Consider the following 20,667-nt stretch of genomic DNA (forward strand, 5'->3'; position numbering starts at 1 on the left):
CCTCTCTTTCAGTTTTGCGCCCGGTCGGGCGTCTCGGATTTGGTGGTGTTGAGTGCCATGTTCTGTTGGCGCGAACCGGCTTGTTTAAGCTGCGCAACCCACTGCGGGTCGGCGTCACCGATTTCGTTGTTGACGGGCAGATATCGTTCAGGGAACTCCCAGATCAGCACCTGGGGCGGGCTGTTCTTGAAGTCGTCGCTTTTCAGGTAGCTGAGCATCGGCAGAATCGGGCCGTGGCCGTCTTCGGAGTAGTTGATGACGTCGCTGTGCAAGGCTTGCTTGAGCGCGCCGGCGAAGTTCCAGTTGGGGTTGGCGCTGTAGCTGGTGCCGACCAGTGCCACCGGCGTTTCGCTGTCTGCAAATAACGCGTCGTCGCCTTTGTTTTCAGCCAGGTGCGTCACGCGTTTTTCCAGCGGCTCTTTAGGCGGCATCAGGTTTTCAAACAGCGGGTCCAGCGGCAGGAACAGGCGCAGGTCGCCTTTATGCGGCGCGGTGTTCTCGGCTTCGGTGACAAAGCGCTGTGGTTCGCCACTGAGGGGTGTTTTGGCTGCAATCACGTTGGCCAACTGCTTGGCGGCGATTTCCGCGCCGTCCGGCGTCCAGTGGGTGTCGGTGCGCAGGAACACTTGCTTGCCGCCGAGCTTGGCCTGTTGCAGCGGGCCGAGCAGGTCGGGGGCGATGATCTTGTCGGCCGCGACGCGGGCGTGGAAGTCCTGGTAGAGGTTGGCGTGGATGCTCGCCGGTTTCACCTCATCCAGATGCTCCGGGTACAGGCGCACCTTGGCCGGCACAATCGCCATGACCAGTTGAATGCCCTGGGCCTTGAGCTTCTGGCGCACGCCTTCGACCAGCGCGTAGTTGCCTTGCAGGTTCTGGTCTTCATTGACGGTGGGGTTGAATTCCTCGTCGCTGTACAGCCAGTGATCGCGGCCCAGCACCACGCCAGGGCGGCCTTCATTGAATAGCTTGTAGTCCAGCGCCGCCCACAGGTTGGTGCCCAGGCGCTTGATCGGGAACTCGTCGTCGTAATGGGTCTCGACGGCTTTGGTCCAGCGACCGTTGAGCACGGTGGCGTCGGCATTGGTGCTGAAGCCGAAGAAGCTGCGCAGCGACCAGGCGCCCAGGGCCAGCAGCACCAGCAGGAACAGCGCGATATAGAGGACGCGTAATGAACGGGTCATGGTCGGCTCCCTCAGAATTGGAAGTAAAGGAACGGCGAGAAACTCTGCGCCGACAGTTTGAGAATCGACGCCACGAACAGCAGCAGCACCGCCCCGCGCATGGCGTAGCGAGGCAGGTCAGCGGTCCAGTAGGCCGGTTGCACGGCGGCGTCCCGGCCCACGGTGAAACCGGGCTGGTGGATGCTGCCGGGGTTGTCGCCCGGTACGGCCTTGATCAGGCTCGGGTCGGCCGGCTTGGTTTTGTCGGCCGGGCGGTTGGTGTAGAAGTCGCGCAGACCGAAGAACGCCAGGGTTGCGTACGCCACCACCAGGGTTGCCACTTGCAGGCCGGTGAGGCTGGCGCGGTTGAGTTCCGACAGCGACCACTCGCCAAAGCTGAACATCGCGCCGTACATGCGGCCCGCGACGTGAAGGTTTTCCGCGCGGAAGATCACCCAGCCCATCACCACCAGCAGGAAGGTGAAGGCCCAGCGCACCACGTTGAAGCTGCGCGGCGTGGTGTTGAGGCCGATGGCTTTTTCAATCGCCAGCCACATGCCGTGCCAGGCACCCCACACGATGTAGGTGATGTTCGCTCCGTGCCACAGACCGCCGAGCAGCATGGTCAGGAACAGGTTGCGGTAGGTGATCAACGTGCCTTTGCGGTTGCCGCCCAGGGTGATGTACAGGTAGTCACGCAGCCAGGTCGACAGGCTGATGTGCCAGCGGCGCCAGAACTCAGTGATCGACTGGCTGATGTACGGCTGCTTGAAGTTTTCCATGAAGCGGAAACCCATCATCAAGCCCAAACCGATGGCCATGTCGCTGTAGCCGGAGAAGTCGAAGTACAGCTGCGCGGTGTAGGCCAGCGCGCCGAGCCAGGCATCGCCGGTGGTGGGGTGTTGCAGGGCGAAGCAATGGTCGGCCACCACCGCGAGGGTGTCGGCGATGAAGACTTTCTTGATGAAGCCCTGCATGAACCGCGTGCAGCCCTCGGAGAACTTGTCGAGGGTGTGGGTGCGGTTGTTGAACTGGTCGGCCAGGTCGCGAAAGCGCAACACGGGGCCGGCAATCAAGTGCGGGAAAATCGCCACGAACGCCGCAAAGTCGATCAGGTTGCGCGTGGCCGGGGTATCGCCGCGGTACACGTCGATGATGTAGCTGATGGACTCGAAAATGTAGAACGAGATCCCGATCGGCAACAGCACGTGGGTGAGGATGAACGGCTCCAGGCCCGCCGACTTCATCATCACGTTGATGCTGTCGACGCCGAAGTTGGCGTATTTGAAGTAGCCGAGAATGCACAGGTCGACCGCCACGCCGAGCAGCAGCCAGCGCTGGGCCGGCTTGGTGCGCACACCGGCGGCACCGACCTTGAGGCCGATCCAGTAATTCCACAGCGTGACGGCGGCGAACAGCGCCAGGAAGTCCACTCGCCACCAGGCGTAGAACACATAGCTGGCAATCAGCAGCAGCAGGTTGCGATAGCGTTGCCCGCTCAAATAGTACAAGCCGAGAAAGATCGGCAAGAACAGAAACAGGAACACATTGGACGAGAAAACCATCCCGATCTCTCCATGTTTAACCACAGTCAAGGGCCAGAGCCCCCCCAAACCCCCCCACGATTTCGGGGGAGGCAGTGATCGTTCCCACGCTCTGCGTGGGAATGCCTCTTGTGACGCTCTGCGTCACGCTTTGGGACGCGGAGCGTCCCAGGCTGCATTCCCACGCGGAGCGTGGGAACGATCAGCCACTAACTGCCTTTGTTGCCCTTTTCATGCGCCGGGTCGTAGACCTTGGTCAGGTCGCCGCCCAGGCGGAACGTTTTGAACGGCTGCATCCCGTGCTTGCGCTCGATCACATCCGGCGCGCAGGTGTAGAGGGTGCAGAAGGGCTCAAGCCAGGCAAATTTCATGTCTTGCTTGAGGTCCTTCATGTCCTGTTCCTTGCCGTTCTTCTTCTCGAAGATGTCCGGGTCTTTCACCCCGGCCAGCACCTTGTCGCCCAGGCGTTTGAGCGCGCCGTTGTTTTCCTGGCGCAGATCAACACCGTTGACCAGGGCAAAACTGGCGATCATCGACAGCGGCGGCAGGGCATAGTTGTGGTACGACAAAGCCCGTTGCTGACGCTTCAATTCGTTGGGCAGGAAACCCTGGTCATCCACCTGGTTGGCGCCGACCTTGTATTCCTTCACCGCCCAATCAAACAGGTCGCGACGGTTGGTGGCGACGGACGTGGCCATCACCGACCACGCAGCCCAGTAGGAGTGGTTGTTGGTTTTTTCCAGCGGCAGGTTGTCCCAGTCGCTGACGACTTGATCGGCAAGCTTGTTGAACCACGCCTCGATCAGCTGCGATTCCTGCTGGTGGTTGGCCAGCGGGTGTGAGTCGGAAAACTTCAGGCGCACATAGGCCGAGGCCATGCTGCCCAGCGCCCATTTGCGCATGGACTTGCCGGTGTGGTTGAAGTCTTTGGACATCAACGCATCGGCCTTGGCCCAGCTCGTGAGCCAGTTGAGCGTGCATTCCAGCTGCTGCGGGCGCCCGTCGCGCATGAACTGCATCACGCGCTTGCTGGTGTCTTTTTCCAGCTTGGTGATGTCGGCGGTGCTGTCGCGAAAGGCTTTTTCGGATTGCACGTTCAGGGTGGCGCGGGCCTTGTCCGAGCCTTCGTACTTGCTGCGAAATTGCAGCGAGCCGGTGTACGGCGCCGGCATGGCGTCGCAGTCATTCTTGAAATCGCCGGTCTTGAACGCCTCGATCGGGGCGAAATAGCCCTGGGGCGGACGCAGTGGGGCGGCGGCGTTGGCTGCGCCGGCGAAGATCGCCAGGCCCAGCAACGATGGCATCAATAACTTCTGCATAGGTAACCTCATTGCCCAAGTTGGGCGGTCTGCTGACCACCGCTTGGGAATACGTTGCGTGTGCAAATTTTCGCTTCAACCTTCTGCGCGGCCTGGCCCGCTTCGGGGCCTTGCACTTCCACGGCCAGCAAGTTCTGCGAGGCCCAGTCTTCATCAGTGCGCAGTTCGAAGGCGAAACGCCCGTCTGTATCGGATGTTTCGGGTTTTTCGATTTTGAGGTCCTCGTGGCGCCCGTTCATGTACCAGAGGGTGGCTTGCAAGGTTTTCACCGACGGGTCGGCGAAGCGGATATCAACCTGGTGACTGGCGTTACGCAGGTCTTTGTTCGAACTGTTGACCAGCAATTCGTTCTTGCCGGGTTTGAGGGTGGTGCTCGCGCTCATCTGCGCGGTCTTGCCTTCGCAGCCGTTGTCGAGCAGCGCCATCATCTGGCGGTAGATGGTTTCCTGGTCGAGGCGATACAGCGGCGAGAATTCCCAGATCAGGATCTTCGGCGGGCTCTTCTGGAATTCATCGCTGCCCAGGTACTGGATCATCGAGCCTTCCAGGCCACCGCCGGGGAAAGCGACGTTGAGGATGTCAGCGCCGATTTCCTGTTCCAGGAAACCCGCGAAGTTGTAGTTCTTGCCGCTGTGGCTGGTGCCCACCAGGGTGATCTGCGGGTTGCCCGAATCGCCGAACAGGTCGCCGTCGCCCGCTTCGCCCTTGGGCTCGGTGGTGAACTGGTCCATGTACTGGATCGCGTAGCTGGTGCCGCACAGTTGCCCGGCCATGTTGTGCAGGGTGCCGGTCTTGCCCATGCGCCCAGAGCGTTTGGTCTCGAATTCGCGCTTGGGAATGTCGGCGAACTCGGGCATGGCGCGCACTTTTGCGCCGACGATTTTCGCCGTGCGCTGGGCGCCGTACGGCGTCCAGTGTTGGTCGCCACGGAAGTAGAAGTCGTGGGCCGGCAGTTCATCCGGCAGTTGCTCATTGGTGAGCGGCGACAGGTCCGGCACTACATAACCCATCTTGGCGAAACGGCCGAGCATGGTCTTGTAGTTGCCCAGTGCCTTGTCGAAATCGAATTTGGCTTTCTCTTCCGGGTTGAGCTTGTTGCGGTTCACCAGGCCACGGGTCGGCTGGTAGACCACCACCAATTCCACGCCCTTGGCCTTGAACGCATCGTGCAGCTGTTGCATGCGTTTGTAGCCGGCGGGGCTGGTGTCGAATTCGGTGCGCAGGTCTTCCTGGGTGCGGAACAGCCAGTCGCCCTGGGCTTGCACCAGGGTGGTGAAGTTCTGCTGGTAGCGCGTGGTGTAGTTCTTCGCGTCATGCGCGGCCGGGCACAGGCTGCAGCAGGGTTCGGCGGTGAAAGTCGTTGCCTTGACTTCGTCCGCGCGCACGCCCTGGCTGGCCGCGAGCAGGCCGAGGGTCAGACCCGAAAGGCTCAGCAGTTTGATCATGTGTGGGTGCATAAGGGTCATCCTCAGTCCTGCATTTCGGTCTGGCGTTCGACAGGGTCGATCAGCACGGCTTTCTGCTGGCGCACCAGCAGGTCGAGAATTTCTTCCTGACGGTCGCCCAGCACGCCGGAGAAGCTGATGCCGCTGGATTTGGTCGGCGCCAGCATCGACACGCGGTACAGCTCGATGCTCAACGGCGAGTCGATCGACAGCGGCCCGCTGCCGTTACCCGCCAGTTCACCACCCACCACAATCAGCGAGACCTTGGCGTCGAACGGGTCGAGGGCGATGTCGCGGTCGGTGTCGGTCAAATCCTTGATGTGGCCGTACACGCCGGTCAGGCCGTTGGCCATGGCGGTGTTTTCGTACAGGCGAATGTTCACGCTGTTACGGATGCGGATGCCGTGGCGACGGTTGCTGATTACCTTGTTGCCCCACAGCAGGTTGTCGGCACTCTCATAGAGGGTGATGCCGTCGGTGTGGTTGCGGTAGATCTCGTTGTCGGCGATCAGGTTGTTCACGCTGTTACGGTCGATCACCAGGCCCGACAGTTTGTTGTCGTAGCTGCGGTTGTTGAAGATAAAGCTGTCGTTCACCTCACGGGAAATGATGATGCCGTGCTTCTTCTTCGTGCCGTAGACGGTGTTGTCCGCGATGATCAGACCGTGGGAACGGTCGTGGGGGTCGATGCCGTAGACGATGTTGTCTTTGTAGGTATTGCCCTTGAGCACAAAACCGGTGGTTTCATAGCAGTAGAAGCCGTACCACATGTCCGAGAACTCGGAATCGATAATCCAGCCGGTCGGTTCAGGGCGCTTGAGCACCTTGGCCATGTTCGGCGTGTATTGGGAAATACTCACGCCGTACGACTTACTGTTGGCGTAGCCGAAACTGGCCATCTTGCTGTTGGCGACGTAAGTCTCGGTGCCGCCCCAGGCCAGCAGGAACGGGCGGAATTCCTTGGGCGACTGGAACAGCGCCGGACCGTTGGTTTTTTCATTCCAGCCGGTGATTTTGGTGTCACGTACGAACAGCTGCCCGTCGTTGATCAGAAACGAACCGGCTTGCTGGGACAGGCGCAGCTCCTGGGTTTTCTTGTCGATTTCCAGGATGCCCTTGCGCCCGACCACGATCGGCAGCTTGGCCAGGAACACCCCCGGCGAAGTCTCACTGAGGTACTGCTTGGGCACTTTGCCGAGCAGGTCCTTGAGGTTCATGTAGCCGTCGTCAACGAAGATCGCCTGGGGAATGCCGTGTTGGCGCACCACCCATTCGGCCATCTTGTTGTCGCCACCGATGAAATCCTTCAGCGCGTCTTCTTGCATCATGCGGCGGATGCTGATCTTGCCCGGCTTGCCGCGCACGATCTTCTTTTCCATGGCCGACGCGGTGTAGCCCGACAGGTCCGGCAGGGCCGGCTTGGGCATTTCCAGCGGCGCGGTGGGCGGGCTGGAAATGGTGTAGGTCTTGGCCTGTTGCAGTTCCTTGGCGATGGTCGGCGCCTTGGCCGTCGTGTCGGCGAACGCTGGGGCGCTGGCCACCAGCATTGCCGCGACGAGTAGGCTTTGAGCATTCATTGCGCAGGCTCCCATCAGAATTTCCAGATCACGTCGACGAACGCGCGATGCATGTACGAGTCGACCTGGCTGCCATAGGCATCACCCGGCTTGAACACGCCGGCACGCAAGCGCACCAGCGCCGACGGCTCGTCGATCGATTGGCTGAGCGCCGCCGGCAGCAGGCCTTTCTTGAAGTACTTGGTGACCACCAGGTCCATCTCCTGGCCCAGGTCTTTCTTGCCGTCTTCAAGGGGCAGGGAGGTGCTGGACAGGATCGCGCCGGTCACGTCATCGGTGTTGTTCTGCACGGCATCGATGCCGTTGCTGCCTACCGGCTTGTTGCCGTCCACGCGCCAGAATTTGTGGTAGACCAGGCTGGCGTCGTAGTCCTCGCGCAGGGTCCAGGAACCGAACAGGCTCATGGACTGCATGTTGTTCATCTCGCCACGAAACGCCTCGCCGAAACGGTGCACGCGGGACTGGGTGCCGGTCCAGTTCGAACGGTTGCTTTGCAGGCCGTTCTGCTCGTAGTTGGCGCTGGCACGGGAATAGGCGGCGCCGACTTGCCACTGCGGGTCGAGGCGCAGGCGCACGCCGAGGTCGGTGGCCCAGCCGCTCACGTCATCGCTGCGCTTGGCTTCGGTGGGGCGGGTGCCGTCGGCGTTCAGGGCATTGACCTTGTCGCGGTCGCCTTTCATGCCGGTGATGCTCGCCCAGTAGTTGACCGTGTTGGTATTGCGCCAGTTGTAGGCATCGCTGTTGGCTTCGATGCCGAGCCAGGTCAGGTCGCCGTTTTCACGCTTGTCCAAAGGGTCGCTGGCCACGCCCGGTTCGGCGTAATCGAGCTTGCCGTCGTCGTGGGTGTGGTGACCGCGCAGGCCGATCCACTGGCCCGGTGTCCACTGGTAGGCGGCGTCGGCGTAGAAGTGCTGACGGTCCTTGTCCACGGGGGACAACTCCTTGAGGTCGGTGCGGTATTCGCTGAAGCGTTCAGCGGCGCCGACATTGGCCTTGAGCAGTGTGGTGTCGAAGGTCCAGTTCAGCGCTTCGATGTTGGTGTCGCGCCATTGGCCGTCGTCATTGCGCAGGCGCTGGCGGCCGAACTTGAGGATCTCGCCGGGGTAGGGCGTGAAGCCGCTGTAGCCGACCCAGAACTCGCGCAGGGCCAGGTAGTTTTTCTTGGCCTTGCGGTCGTCGTTGCTCGATTGCTCCGTGGTGTCGTCGGCCGATTGTTGCAGGGTATCGGTCTCGATGATGTCGCTGGAGGTCACGGCCTGGCCCATGGCGTAGGCGCTCCATGCGCCGCTTTCGCCATAGATCCAGGGGCGCAGGTCAAGGCCGATGCCGTTGACGTCGCCGCCTTTCTGCGTGCCGAGGTCGCGGTCATCTTCAGATTGCGCGGTGGCTTTGACTTCCAGGCCGAAGTTCTTGGCTTCGGTCAGCGCGGCCAGAGTCGGGCACGACCACAGCAGGGCGAAGGTCAGGCCGATACCGGCCTTGACGAAGGGGTTGAGCTTCATAGGGATTCCTCGCCGTCTTCTTCTTGCAGGGCGTGCAGTTGCAGCGTGCTTTGCGCCAGGGTGCCGCGTGCGGCCAGTTCCTGTTGCACCAGGCGTTGGCCTTCGGTGCGTTGTTCAGGCGTCAGCGGGGTTTCGAGCTGCGTGGCCAAGTCGTTGGCCTCTGGCGTGTCCTGGGCCTTGGCCAGTTGGCTGAAGACATAGGCATTCAATGGGTCGGGCTTGGTGCCCTTGCCTTGGGAAAACAACTGGGCGATGGCGAAGTCGGCGCTGTTCTGGCCGTTGCGCGCAGCGGTGAGCAGGTGGTCGAGGGCTTTTTGCGGATAGACCTTGCCCAGGTAGCCACGACGGTAGATCTGGCCGAGGTAGTAATCGGCGGCCACTTCCTTGCCCACGGCTTTTTCGAAGTGCGCTTCGGCGGCCTTGGCATCGGCCGGCACCCACTTGCCTTCGTAGTAGAGCTTGCCCAGCAACAGCTCGGCGCGCGGCTGGTCGGCGGCGCGGCCGTTGTCCAGGTACTTCATCATCTGGTCGACGTCGCCGAGTTCCGGGAAGTCGTAAAGCAATTGGGCGAGGCTGACCCAGGACGCCGGGTAGCCAGGGGCGATTTTTTCCAGCAAGGCCTGAGCGGTTTTTTCGTCCGGCTGGCCCAGGGTGGCGTCGCCGAGTACGCGAGCGACGCTGTCCACGCGCTGCGCGGTCACGGTGCCGCGGCTGTAGCCGGCTTCCATCTGCTTGAGCAACTCGGCCTGTTTTTCCGGCTCGGCTTTTTTCTGGTAGACCGTGGCCAGTTCGACGTAGCAGATGTCGGTGGTGTTCAGCGCGACCTTGCAGATGCGCTCCACATCATCCAGGTGCTGGTCGTAGGTGCCTTGGGTGCGATACAGCAGCACCTGGGCCAGCCCGGCCTCCGGATAACCCGCCGCCTGCCATTTGCTGATCTGCTGCTGGGCATTCACGTTCGGAAAACTGTGGGGGTATTGCAGGTACAGCATGGCCAGCGGGATCAGGGTGTTGCCTTCACCATTGGCAAAGGCTTTTTTCAGCAGGCCTTCGGCCTCGTGCTGTTCGGCTTCGGTGGCGCCGGGTTTGGCCACCAGCAGGCGACCGAGGCGAGCCTGGGCGCGGGGCGACGTGTCGGCAGCCGCTCGATAGGTGGCTTCGGCCTGGCGGATCTGCTCGGGATCGCGGGTGGTCACCTGGATATCGGCCAGACCCACCTGGGCTTCGCTGTAACCCAGGTCTGCCAGTTGTTGGTAATTCTGCTGGGCGGTGACGGTGTCGCCGCGCTTCAGGGCTTCATTGGCTAGGCGCTGGTCGGGCAGGCCGGCGCAACCGGCGAGGCTGACGGCCAGTGCCAGAGCACAATACACGGCGGCTGCATGCGATCTGCATTGTGTGGGAGCTAGCTTGCCTGCGATGCGGGCACCTCGGTGTATCGGGTGTACCGAGTCGATGCCATCGCGGGCAAGCCCGGCTCCCACAGGGGGGAATGGTGTGTTTGGAAGAGTCATCACAGGCATGTCCTCTGCTTACAGACCGTGAGCCATGGCTTTGTCGATCAGCCAGTTCAGCGAAGGGCCACGGTCGCTGGTCACTTCTACCGGGCGGCCGGCGTAGGTGCTGTCCAGCGGTGCGTCAGGCTTGATCTGCACGCGGATGTCGGAGGACAAATCGGCGCTGTTCAGGCTGGTGCTGCTGACGATGGTGCCGGTGCGCACTTGTTCTTCATCGGCCACCTGGAAGTTCACCGGCGTGCCCGGGCGAACGTCGGCGAACTGGCGATAGGTGAAGCGCGCTTCCACATTGGCCTGGCTGCCGCGTGGCACCAGTTGGAAAATCACGTCGCCCTTGCTGGCGTATTGGCCGTCGGCAACCAGTTGCTGGGCGACCACGCAATCGCAAGGCGACGTCAGGGTGCCGGTCATTTGCTTGCCGAACAGCTCTTCCACCTTGGCTGGTTGCAGTTGGTCTTCGTCCAGATGGCCCTTGAGTACGTCGAGCATGCTGGTACTGAACGTGGCGAGCGGCGCGCCTTTGGCGGCCACTGCGTCACCTTTGAGCAGGCTTTGCACGGTGCCGTCGCGCGGCATGGTCACGTTCATGCCCGGCACGCTGACCAGCCCCGCCTGGGCGTGGCTGACGAAGTACATGCCGTACACCGACTTGAACACAAAACCGAACGCGGCCAGGCCGACGATGAAAATGCCCGCGCTGAACGTCACTGCACGCAGGCGGCCGAACGCGGTCATGCCGCTGCCGCTGTCCTTGACCTTGCGCGCCTTGGTGAAGTTGTCACGCTGCAGGGTGGCGAGCACGTCCCCCATGGTCACGATGTCACCGGACAGGTGCGAGGTGATCAGGTGGCGCAGGGTGGAAATGTCCTGCGGTTCCAGGTTCTGGAACTGGCAACCGGTGCGGCCGCTCTGGCGGTCGTAGGAGCGGATCTGCAGCTCCACGTCCATGGCCAGGCCCAGGTTATCGATCACGAATTGCAGGCGGCCCTTGTGCACTTCGCCGACGGTCAACGGCTGGGTGGAGGTGAAGGCCAGGCCGCCGGCGGACAGGTCGATCACCCGTGCTTCGGTCGGCGTGCGGTCAGTGTTGAAAAAGCGCAGTTTGGCCGGGATTTTCACGCGGGCATGTTGGCGCTGGGCTTCGGATTCGTGGACAACGTTGACGTTTGCTGGGCTGTTCATAATGTTCGGTTTCCTAGTTAATTCAGGCTTGGCAGGGTCAGACCATCATCAGCAACACGGCGACGAAAATGCTGCCGGCGGAGAAGGTCATGGTCCGAGACGACCAGGTGTTGAACCAACGTTGAAAGCTGGCCAAATCGCGGGTCAGTTTGGTGTCCTGGCGGGTCCAGGACTGTTGATCAAGGCGGAAGAACACGTAGATCTTCACCAGCGCGCCCATGATCTGGTTGTAATAGAGAATCACCGGGTAGGCCGGGCCGATGCTGTGGCCGGAGCACGACAGCAACAGGGTGAGAATCAGGCGGGTGATACCGATCCACAGCAGGTAGGCGAGGATGAACGCGCCGCCGTATTTGAAGGTGGCGATGATCGCCACGGTCAAACCGAGCAGGGAGGTCCACATCGACACGCGCTGGTCGAACAGCACGATGCTGGTGAACAGGCCGAGGCGGCGTACACCCAGGCCCAGGGCGCGGGAGCTCTGGCGCAGGTTGTTGCCGTACCAGCGGAACATCAGCTTGCGGCTGGCCTTGATGAAGCTCTTTTCCGGCGGGTGTTCCACGGTGTTGATCGCGGCGTCCGGCACGTAGAAGGTGTCGTAGCCCAGGCGCATCAGGCTGAACCAGCTGGACTTGTCGTCACCGGTGAGAAACTTGAAGCGGCCCAGGCGCCAGTGTTGCAGCGAGTCGCTTTCCACGTCGGCGATAAAGCCGGGGTCGGTGACCACGCTGGCACGAAACACCGACATGCGGCCGGTCATGGTCAGCACGCGCTTGGACAGGGCCATGGAGCACATGTTGATGTGACGCTGGGCGAAGCGCAGCTTGTGCCATTCGCTCATGATGTAACCGCCGCGCACTTCGCAGAATTCGTTGGTGGTCAGGCCGCCGACGTTGCCGAACAGCTGGAACCACGGCACGGTTTTGCGGACCACACCTTCGGCGAGCACGGTGTCACCGTCGATCACGGCCACCACGGCGCGGTTATCCGGCAGGTGGCGGGAGATGGCGCGGAAACCGAAGGCCAGGCCGTCGCGCTTGCCGGTACCGGCGATGCGCACGAAGTCGAGCTTCACGTGTTCCGGCGGGTTCATGCGTTCCCACAGGCTTTTCACCAGCAACTCGTCGGACATTTCCACCAGCGAGCACACCACGGTGGTGGGGAAGCCGCATTCGATGGCTTCGCGAATCACCGAGCTGTACACCTGCGCGGTGGTCAGCGCGTCGATACGAAAACTGGTGACCATCAGGAACACATGGGATGGGTCGGCGGCCTTGCCCAGCTTGCGTACCTTGCGGCGCAGGTGCGGGTAGACCACGTACAGGAACAGCATGCCGCGAAAGAAATGCGTAGCGCCCATCGAGTAGCGCCAGATACCCACGGCGCCAATCAGGAAAATAAAATTCTTCGACTGCGAGTCGAACGTGCTCGCCGGCAGCAGCAGGGCGAGTCCCATCAGCAGGCTCAAAAAGAACAGCCAGCCGGCGGATTGAAGGAGTACGTGTTTTAACTTGGACATAAGTGTCATCCGAAGGTGAAGAAGGCTCCCGGCTGCAAGCGCTGGGGAAGTACGCTTGCAGCCCGGAACTCGCCGTTGCTGTTACCAGCAAATGCCTTCGGTACGGCTACCGGCGCTGGTGGCGTTGGCCATGAAGCCCACCAGGTCGATCACTTGCTTGCCGTGTGGAGCGTTGTGCGCCAGGGCACGGAATTTCTCGTCGCGGTTACCGAGGATGATCACGTCGGAGTTGTTGATCACGTCATCGAAGTCCGAGTTGAGCAGGGACGACACATGCGGGATCTTGCCTTCGATGTAGTCCTTGTTCGCGCCATGGACGCGGGCGTACTCGACGTTGCTGTCGTAGATGCTCAGGTCGAAGCCCTTGCCGATGAGCATTTCCGCGAGTTCCACCAGCGGGCTTTCGCGCAGGTCGTCGGTACCGGCCTTGAAGCTCAGGCCCAGCAGCGCGACTTTGCGTTTGTCGTGGCTGGAGACGATATCGAAGGCGTTTTGCACCTGGGATTCGTTACTGCGCATCAGCGAGTTGAGCAGCGGCGCTTGCACGTCCAGTGAGCCTGCGCGGTAGGTCAGGGCGCGCACGTCTTTGGGCAGGCACGAGCCGCCGAACGCGAAGCCTGGGCGCATGTAGTACTGGGACAGGTTGAGGGTCTTGTCCTGGCAGACCACTTCCATCACTTCGCGACCGTCGACGCCGACGGCCTTGGCAATGTTGCCGATCTCGTTGGCGAAGGTGACTTTGGTGGCGTGCCACACGTTGCAGGTGTACTTGATCATTTCGGCAACGGCGATGTCCTTGCGGATGATCGGTGCGTCGAGCTCTTCGTACAGCGACTGCAGGACATCGCCGGAGGCTTTGTCGAACTCGCCGATAACGGTCATCGGTGGCAAGTCGTAGTCGGCGATGGCGGTGGATTCACGCAGGAATTCCGGGTTGACCGCGACGCCGAAGTCGACGCCGGCTTTTTTGCCCGAGCAGTCTTCCAGGATCGGGATCACCACGTTGGCCACGGTGCCCGGCAATACGGTGCTGCGCACGACCACGGTGTGGCGGGTGGCTTTGTCGCGCAGGACAAAACCGATTTCGCGGCACACGGCTTCGATGTAATCGAGTTCCAGGTCGCCGTTTTTCTTGCTTGGCGTGCCGACGCAAATCATCGACAGGTCGGTGTCGCGAATGGCTTCGGCGAAGTTGGTGGTGCCGCGCAGTCGACCGGTTTGAATACCCTGGCTCAACAGTTCGCCCAGACCCGGTTCAACAATGGGCGATTTGCCGGCGTTGATCAGGTCGATCTTATCCTTGGAGATGTCTACGCCGACCACTTCGTGGCCCCGTGCAGACAGGCAACCGGCACACACCGCGCCAACGTAACCCAAACCAAATATGCTGATGCGCATCGCATTTACCTCTTTATTAATCACGCCAATTAGATGGCCGGAGTTCATGTTTGCAAGCGTCACTGAATGCCGCGCAAGTTAGGCGAATAGACGCCGACTTACCGCGTGCAGGCATGTTAATTAGCGAGTGACTAACTATTGCACTCAAGTTGTGCGCAACATGGCCTTGTTATTGGGGCTTGCCCTCAAATGCAGCCGGGCTTCCTGCTGGAAGGGCCCGACGCCGGTGCCGCAAGGGTTTGATACAGGCTGATAGCCTTTAAATATCAATGCCTTGGGTGTCATCACCGACACATTCAGGTAAGCGCTGCCTTGGCCTATAGGGGATAGCAACCAGTCCTTATCGCCGCCCTCAACTCAATCAGTTGATGAAGTGACCCTTGTTAATAAGTTGATATGACAACTTGATTACTTCCTTGGGTCTCCATGTAAGTCATCTCTTACAGAATCAGAGAATTTCGTTACCGGTGGTATGAGCCGCGTGTTTTGATGAAGTTCCGGGCCGCTCATCCTGTTTCCCGAAATTTCTTGAAATATTAGAAAAGATGGCACTGGTAGTATATTGATAGCACTTGCTACTTGGGCCAGTAGTTGCAGGTAGTTGGCGTGCGGGGATAGTTTTGTGCCACTACTGTTAAAAAAAAGTGGTGCCACTACGAAAAAAAATGACGAATGTCGAGTGAAAGATTCGTTAGGAATGCGACTGTATGTTTTTTGACGTCAAAATAATGACATATTGAAGGGCGAAATACGGTGAAAAAAATGTGGGAGCTGGCTTGCCTGGGATGGCGGTGTTGAATTCACCGACGCTATCGCAGGCAAGCCAGCTCCCACATTTGAATATCTGTGCTGTTGAGGGCCTTATTCCGGTGCGTGATCGCGCAGAAACACCAGGTTGTCGGGCTTGGACTGCTCCGCATTGAAGCGATACCCCTGCACGTCAAACTCCTTGAGCCTGACCGGGTCGTTGATGCGTTCTTCAATCACAAAGCGGCTCATCATGCCCCGGGCCTTTTTGGCGTAGAAGCTGATGATCTTGTACTGGCCGTTTTTCAGGTCCTTGAACTCGGTGTTGATAATGCGCGCGTTCAGGGCCGTGCGCTTGACCGCCGAGAAGTACTCGTTGGACGCCAGGTTGAGCAGCACGTCATCGCCTTGTTCGGCCAGCGCTTCGTTGAGCCATTCGCTGATGCGCGTACCCCAGAATGCGTACAGGTCCTTGCCACGGGCGTTGGGCAGTTTGGTACCCATTTCCAGGCGGTACGGCATCATCAGGTCCAGCGGGCGCAGCAGGCCATAGAGGCCCGAGAGCATGCGCAGGTGGTCCTGGGCGTAACTGAAGTCGGCATCCGTGAAGGTGTCGGCGTTGAGGCCGGTGTACACGTCACCCTTGAAGGCCAGCAGCGCCTGCTTGGCGTTGGCCTGAGTGAACGCCGGGGTCCAGCTGCCAAAGCGTGCGGCGTTGAGGCCGCCGATCTTGTCGGAGACGTGCATCAACTCGCTGATTTGCGCCGGGGTCAGCTCGCGCAGTTGCTCGATCAGCTCCTGGGAGTGGTCGAGGTATTGCGGCTGGGTGAAGCGCGGGGTGGCCGGTTTGGACTCGAAATCGAGGGTTTTGGCGGGGGAAATCACCATCAGCATGAAGTTGGCTCCTGTAATCGTGGGAGGGATTCTAGGGGCTGGGGCGGTTTGACTCCACCTATGATGGCGATAGATGCCTGTGGATGCGGGCTAAATGACCATAGTTTCTCGAGTCATCGGCCGGCAGAGCAGCGATTGCGTTTGTTATCTAACACATGCATGCGGTTGTGTTTGACGTAGTCGCCCATGCGGCCAGTGGGCAGCAGGTTAGCCGCAGCGTCGTAGTTGTAGGTTTCGCGGTGTAGCTCCGGGTTGTGTGGGTTGCTGTGACGATGGTCGCGCATGCGTTCGGTGGCGTCGTAAATATAGTGTTCGTTGCCCACGACACTTTTGCCGTGGCTCTGGCCGAGGAAGCGTCCGAGCAGGCCGTCGTCCGGCAGCGATTGGCGGGGATCGCTACCGCCCCGGCGTTGGGTCTGGGTCAGGCGCTCAATGATCAGGTTGTCGCTGGCGTCGTACTCGTAACGTTTATCCAGCAGGGGCAGTTCTTCACGCGCGGCGTTGCGGTAGTGCAGGGATTTTTGGCTGAGGCGTCCGCTGCGGTCGTAGCGGGTTCGGGTGAGCAGGCTGCCCTGGGTACGCAGGACTTCATCGTGCAGTTGGTCGCGTTCGAAATCGCAGATCACCCGGCCGTTGAGGTTGAGCTGGTGCAGGTGGCCGCTGCCGTAGTACAGGTGGTTGAGTTGACGTTTGTCGGGCAGGGTCAGGGTTTCAAGATTGCCCAAGGCGTCGTAGTGATAACCCAGCTCGCCGGCGTGGCTGGTTTCGGTGAGCAGTCGACCGAGGGCGTCATAGCGAAACTTCAGTTGCTGCTGTTCGCCGTTGTGAGCTTTAAAAGTGATCGCGAGCAGGTTATCGGCAGCATCGTAGGCATAGTCAGTAACGCCGTCATCGGTCGTTTTACGCAGCAATCGGCCCACTGCATCGCGGGTGAAGCGATGTCGAATGGGGACGTCTGACTCCAGAGGCGGCGGGCCGTCCTCATAGGTGGTGCGCGGTTCCGGCGCTGGCGTGGGGTGGGCGTCAGTACCCGTGATGTCGTCCACCGCGTTGTAGTGGTAAACGCGGTAGCTGCCGTCCAAATCCGCCTGGGCGGTCAGGCGATCCAGGGCATCCCACTTGAAGCGGTAAGCCTCGTCGTTCCCGTTGCGCAATTCCTGCAAACGCCCGTAGGCGTCATAACTGAAACGCACCTTTTGCCCCAGCGCATCGATGCGCTGCTGGATCCGCCCGCTGGGGTCGTAGTGGTACTGGGTGCGCAGGTTGGCCGGGTCGGTGTACTCGGTGAGCTGGCTGGCGAGGTTGCGCTGGTAGCGGTCGATGCGTCCGTCTGGGCGCTCGCTTTCGATCAGTTGGCCGCGCAGATCGTAGCGGTACTGAGTGGTCTCGCCACGGGCATTGGTGCTGGCGCACAGGTAGCCGCGCTCGTCGTAGCGGTAGTGGCTTTCCGAGTTGGAGCAATCGCGATACAGCAGCAGTTGCCCATAGCGGTTCCATGCCAGGGTCTTGGGTTTGTCGTGGGCATCGACGATCTCCACCACCTGGCCTTGAGGGTCATGGCGGTAGCGGGTGATGTGCCCAAGCGGGTCCTTTTCGCTGAGCAGGTTGCCGCGTTCGTCGTAGCTGAAGGTGCGGGTGTGCCCGCCGCGATCAGTGATGCTCAGCGGCAGTGCCCAGTGTTCGGTGTAGACGATATGTTCGTTGCGCCCGAGCGGGTCGCGGGTCTCGATCAGGCGGCCGAGGTCATCGTAGACGTAGTGCCATTCGCCACCTTGCGGGTCGGTGGTTTTGAGCAGTTGCCCGGCGAGCAGGTCGCTGTGCCAACACTGGCCCAGCGGGTCGATGTGGTGGTAGACCTCGTACAACGTGCCCCAGTAATAGCGGTCTTCGCGGCCAAGGCTGTCAACGACAAGGGTTTCGCCCTTGGCCAGGTCGTAGTGAAAACGATAGTCCTCGCCATCGCTGCCCCAGTGGCGGGTGACCCGCCATTCATGGTCGGGTTGCGGTTCCAGCAAAGGTGGAAGGGTGTAGGGCGTACCGTCGGCGCGAACGGGTCGCGGGCGTTGCTCGGGGACTTTGAAAGATGCCCAGGCATAGTGACGCGTGGCGCCAGTGGGCAGTGTATGACTGCTCATGTAGCGTTCGGGCGTATAGGTAAAGCGTCGCAGCACCTGGTCGTTGGCATCGAGCACTGCGTTCAGGTCGCCATGGTTGTCATAGCGGTAGTGCACCAAAAGCTCGCTGCGCTGCAGGTGGCCGGGGCCTTCGTCACTGAAGTACAGGCGCTCAACCCGCTCCACCCGGCGTGGGTGTCGGTCGTTGTAGCGCAGGCGCACGGTGATGCGGCTGTTCGGGTCGAGCAGGTGCAGCAATCGGCCCAGGTCGTCATGGTGCAGGCTGACGGTATTGCGGTTGCGGTCGCCCAGGCGTACCAGGCGTGAACGTTGCGGGTTGTGCGGGTCGGTTTCAAAGACCTGATACAGGCCGTCATGGATGTCCTCGACTACCGTCAGGCCATTGCCCATCTCGAAGAACGCCAAGCCATCGAGGGGGCTGACAAAACGATTGCCGGGCTGAAGTTGCCCAAGCTCCAGGCGCTCACCCTCGGCGTTGACATAGACCCACAGGTCGCCGCCGTCCGGGTGCGGCACGCGCAGGATTTCAACTTCGTAGAACACGCTCCAGCCGACGCCGAATAGCCCGTTGTCGCGCCGGTCATTGCTGTTGTACCGACGTGCCCACACGATGGGCAGGAGGCCGGGGAGGGTGAAGTCCAGATCTTCCGGGCCGTCCTGGAGCTTGCTGCCGGTGGACACCGCCACCGGGTTGCCCACGGTGCAGCTCTTCGGGCCGAACTTCCTCGCGATGAGGATGCCGGCAATGATGCCCGCCGCCATGCCGATCTTGCTTTTTCCACCTTGAATGGGCCGCACCACCAAAGGCTCACCGCCGATGCGAACGTCGGGTGACACGTCGGTCTCTGAGCCGACGGTGGCCTCGCAGGTGGTGCGATCACCACTACGGGCGGCGGGCTGGCCATTGATGAAGACTTCCGAGGAACCTTCGGCCAGGTACTGCGTGGGCATGGGCAGGTGCCGCATGCACGCCACCTGGTCCAGTTCGGCGGGCCGGGTTCCACTGGCAGGTTCGGCCACCATGGGCGGGTTGATGATCCCGTCGATGGTTTGGTAAATGGCAACTGCGGGATTTAGTCCGACGAGCACACCGAAAATAGTGTCCATCACGCTGGGCTTGGGGGAAGGCTCGTCCGGCTCATCGGTTTGTGTGCCGGCGGCACGGGCTGCCAGTTGGCTATTGATTCGGGTATCAACCGAACCGCTTGCGATGTTCCCCTGAGGGGTCGGGGGAATGATTGCGTTGAAAAAGTCACTGCACGCATCGCTGAAGTGTTCACCGATGGATTTGTCACCGGCAGGAATCAAACTTGTCGCGGTGACCAGCAACCCGGCGCCTATGCTGATCACCACCGCGCCTGCGGCTGCGACGGCAGCGGCGCCAATGACGAAAGGCGCTGCCGCGATGACTGCAGCAGTGACAGCGGCATACACGGCAGCTTCTGCGACGGTGGCAAGGATTTCAGCCCATACGGAGGTATGCAGTATGGGGTCGCCCACACGGGCGGCGTGTACGGTGTCTGCCACGAATCATCTTCCTTGCGATCAGGTCAGTTCGAGAAGAACGGCTCAGGCGAACCGAAGGGACTGTTTGATGTGTTGCCAGTGATCGAAATCAGCGTGTGCAAGCTCGTCGCCCTTGCTGTAAGTCAGCGCCAGCAGCCGCGGTTGGCCAGGCAGTTCACAGGCCAGTTGGCACTGGCAAGAGAGCGTATGGCCTTGAGTGAATTGGACTTGTCGCGGGGGGGGGGCGAAACAGATCTCGCTGCGGATGTCCATCAGCTTTTGCTCGGCCAGCACGCTGGACAAGCATGCTCGTGACCGGCCAAAACGACGGCAGGCATATGGCCTCCTGATAGTTTTTACGTAGGGGTTAGAGCTTGAGAATGTTGTCCAGCGAGGCAAGCACCTCTTGGGTGATAGCGTTCAGGCGCAAGGTGTAGATCGTGTAAGCCGTGACGAGTACGACGGCGGCGAGCGCCCACGGAGTCCACAGCGGCAACGTCCGTTTGATGCGGTAATTGCGCGGAGCAACGTTGGTCAACGGGTCGGTCAGGCGTTTGGGCGTCTCGCCACGCAGTGGGCGCAGCAGGCTGTGCAGTTGGTCGATGATCTTCTGTATTTCGTCATCGCCCTTGCTATGGGCGCCGTATTTGCCTTTGAGGCCGGAGATCAGGCACTGGTACATGAACTCCAGCACGTGCTGGTACCGGGCCGCTTCGGGGATCATGTTGTTCATGATGGTGAAGAACCGCTCACCGCCTCGGGTTTCCCCATGGAACTGGCTGAGCAATGAGCGTTCACTCCAAGTGGAGAGCCTGCCCCAGGTGGTGCGCATGACCACTTCGTCGATCAGCAGGCACAGGCTGTAGGAGTAGGCCTTGAGCATGCCGGCGTCGTAGTCGAGCTGGCTGACTTCTTCCATGATCGTGGTGATCTGGTTGCTGACGCTTTTGTATAGCGCGGTCACATCATCATGGTGGTCCAGGCGACGCAGGCGGATCACCAGGCCGATCAGGGGCGTGGCGGCATCGCACAGTGGGTTCCACGCCAGGCCGCGCATGTCGAATTCAGGGTCTGCGAGCAGCGGTTCGGGTTTGGGCTTGGCCGTGTCCTCAGCGAGGTCGTTTGTTTCGCTGTTGGTACCCTGCTGCGAGTAGTCGAAAAGTGGGGCACTTTCGCTCGCTGCCGGCGCGTTTTTGCTGGGTAGGTATTCTTTCATTTAATGATC

At 60.8% G+C, this 20,667-nt stretch carries 14 protein-coding genes; all 14 read right to left on the reverse strand.

Annotated features, from left to right (window positions below; translation table 11 throughout):
* Positions 1-8: 8 nt before the first annotated feature.
* Positions 9-1,181, reverse strand: coding sequence for an alginate O-acetyltransferase (locus tag ATI14_RS12190; protein WP_016974207.1), 1,173 nt, complete (start codon positions 1,179-1,181; stop codon positions 9-11).
* An 11-nt stretch (positions 1,182-1,192) separates the two neighbouring features.
* Positions 1,193-2,725 (reverse strand): MBOAT family O-acyltransferase, encoded by a 1,533-nt coding sequence (locus tag ATI14_RS12195; RefSeq protein ID WP_016974206.1) that lies wholly within the window; start codon positions 2,723-2,725, stop codon positions 1,193-1,195.
* A 188-nt stretch (positions 2,726-2,913) separates the two neighbouring features.
* Entirely contained in the window at positions 2,914-4,023 is a 1,110-nt protein-coding gene (locus ATI14_RS12200) for a mannuronate-specific alginate lyase (RefSeq protein ID WP_016974205.1), read from the reverse strand.
* An 8-nt stretch (positions 4,024-4,031) separates the two neighbouring features.
* Complete coding sequence (locus ATI14_RS12205; RefSeq protein WP_080520774.1) at positions 4,032-5,480, reverse strand: alginate O-acetyltransferase; 1,449 nt, start codon at positions 5,478-5,480, stop codon at positions 4,032-4,034.
* Between the two features lie 11 nt (positions 5,481-5,491).
* Positions 5,492-7,060, reverse strand: coding sequence for a mannuronan 5-epimerase AlgG (gene algG, locus ATI14_RS12210; protein ID WP_016974203.1), 1,569 nt, complete (start codon positions 7,058-7,060; stop codon positions 5,492-5,494).
* The gene (locus ATI14_RS12215; protein WP_016974202.1) at positions 7,060-8,547 is read right to left on the reverse strand and encodes an alginate export family protein; all 1,488 of its coding nucleotides are present in this window, start codon (positions 8,545-8,547) and stop codon (positions 7,060-7,062) included. The genes algG and ATI14_RS12215 overlap by 1 nt, the downstream gene beginning before the upstream one ends.
* On the reverse strand, positions 8,544-10,058 hold the full coding sequence (algK, locus tag ATI14_RS12220) for an alginate biosynthesis TPR repeat lipoprotein AlgK (protein ID WP_370590110.1): 1,515 nt from the start codon (positions 10,056-10,058) through the stop codon (positions 8,544-8,546). The genes ATI14_RS12215 and algK overlap by 4 nt, the downstream gene beginning before the upstream one ends.
* A gap of 18 nt (positions 10,059-10,076) precedes the next feature.
* Positions 10,077-11,243, reverse strand: a complete 1,167-nt coding sequence (locus ATI14_RS12225) for an alginate biosynthesis protein Alg44 (protein ID WP_016974200.1) — start codon at positions 11,241-11,243, stop codon at positions 10,077-10,079.
* A gap of 37 nt (positions 11,244-11,280) precedes the next feature.
* Positions 11,281-12,762: a mannuronan synthase gene (alg8, locus tag ATI14_RS12235; RefSeq protein ID WP_165448258.1), complete on the reverse strand. Its 1,482-nt coding sequence runs from the start codon at positions 12,760-12,762 to the stop codon at positions 11,281-11,283.
* Between the two features lie 81 nt (positions 12,763-12,843).
* Positions 12,844-14,160 carry a nucleotide sugar dehydrogenase gene (locus tag ATI14_RS12240; RefSeq protein ID WP_016974198.1) on the reverse strand — a complete coding sequence of 439 codons (1,317 nt, stop codon included), beginning with the start codon at positions 14,158-14,160 and terminating at the stop codon, positions 12,844-12,846.
* 861 nt (positions 14,161-15,021) lie between these two features.
* Positions 15,022-15,801: a peroxide stress protein YaaA gene (yaaA, locus tag ATI14_RS12245; protein WP_016974197.1), complete on the reverse strand. Its 780-nt coding sequence runs from the start codon at positions 15,799-15,801 to the stop codon at positions 15,022-15,024.
* A 113-nt stretch (positions 15,802-15,914) separates the two neighbouring features.
* Positions 15,915-19,463, reverse strand: coding sequence for a DUF6531 domain-containing protein (locus tag ATI14_RS12250; RefSeq protein ID WP_016974196.1), 3,549 nt, complete (start codon positions 19,461-19,463; stop codon positions 15,915-15,917).
* Between the two features lie 42 nt (positions 19,464-19,505).
* Positions 19,506-19,745 carry a DcrB/PsbP domain-containing protein gene (locus ATI14_RS12255; protein ID WP_100831487.1) on the reverse strand — a complete coding sequence of 80 codons (240 nt, stop codon included), beginning with the start codon at positions 19,743-19,745 and terminating at the stop codon, positions 19,506-19,508.
* A gap of 64 nt (positions 19,746-19,809) precedes the next feature.
* Positions 19,810-20,658 carry a type IVB secretion system protein IcmH/DotU gene (gene icmH, locus ATI14_RS12260; protein WP_017255605.1) on the reverse strand — a complete coding sequence of 283 codons (849 nt, stop codon included), beginning with the start codon at positions 20,656-20,658 and terminating at the stop codon, positions 19,810-19,812.
* Positions 20,659-20,667 lie beyond the last annotated feature (9 nt).

The sequence above is a fragment of the Pseudomonas tolaasii NCPPB 2192 genome, assembly GCF_002813445.1.
Lineage (GTDB): Bacteria > Pseudomonadota > Gammaproteobacteria > Pseudomonadales > Pseudomonadaceae > Aquipseudomonas > Aquipseudomonas tolaasii.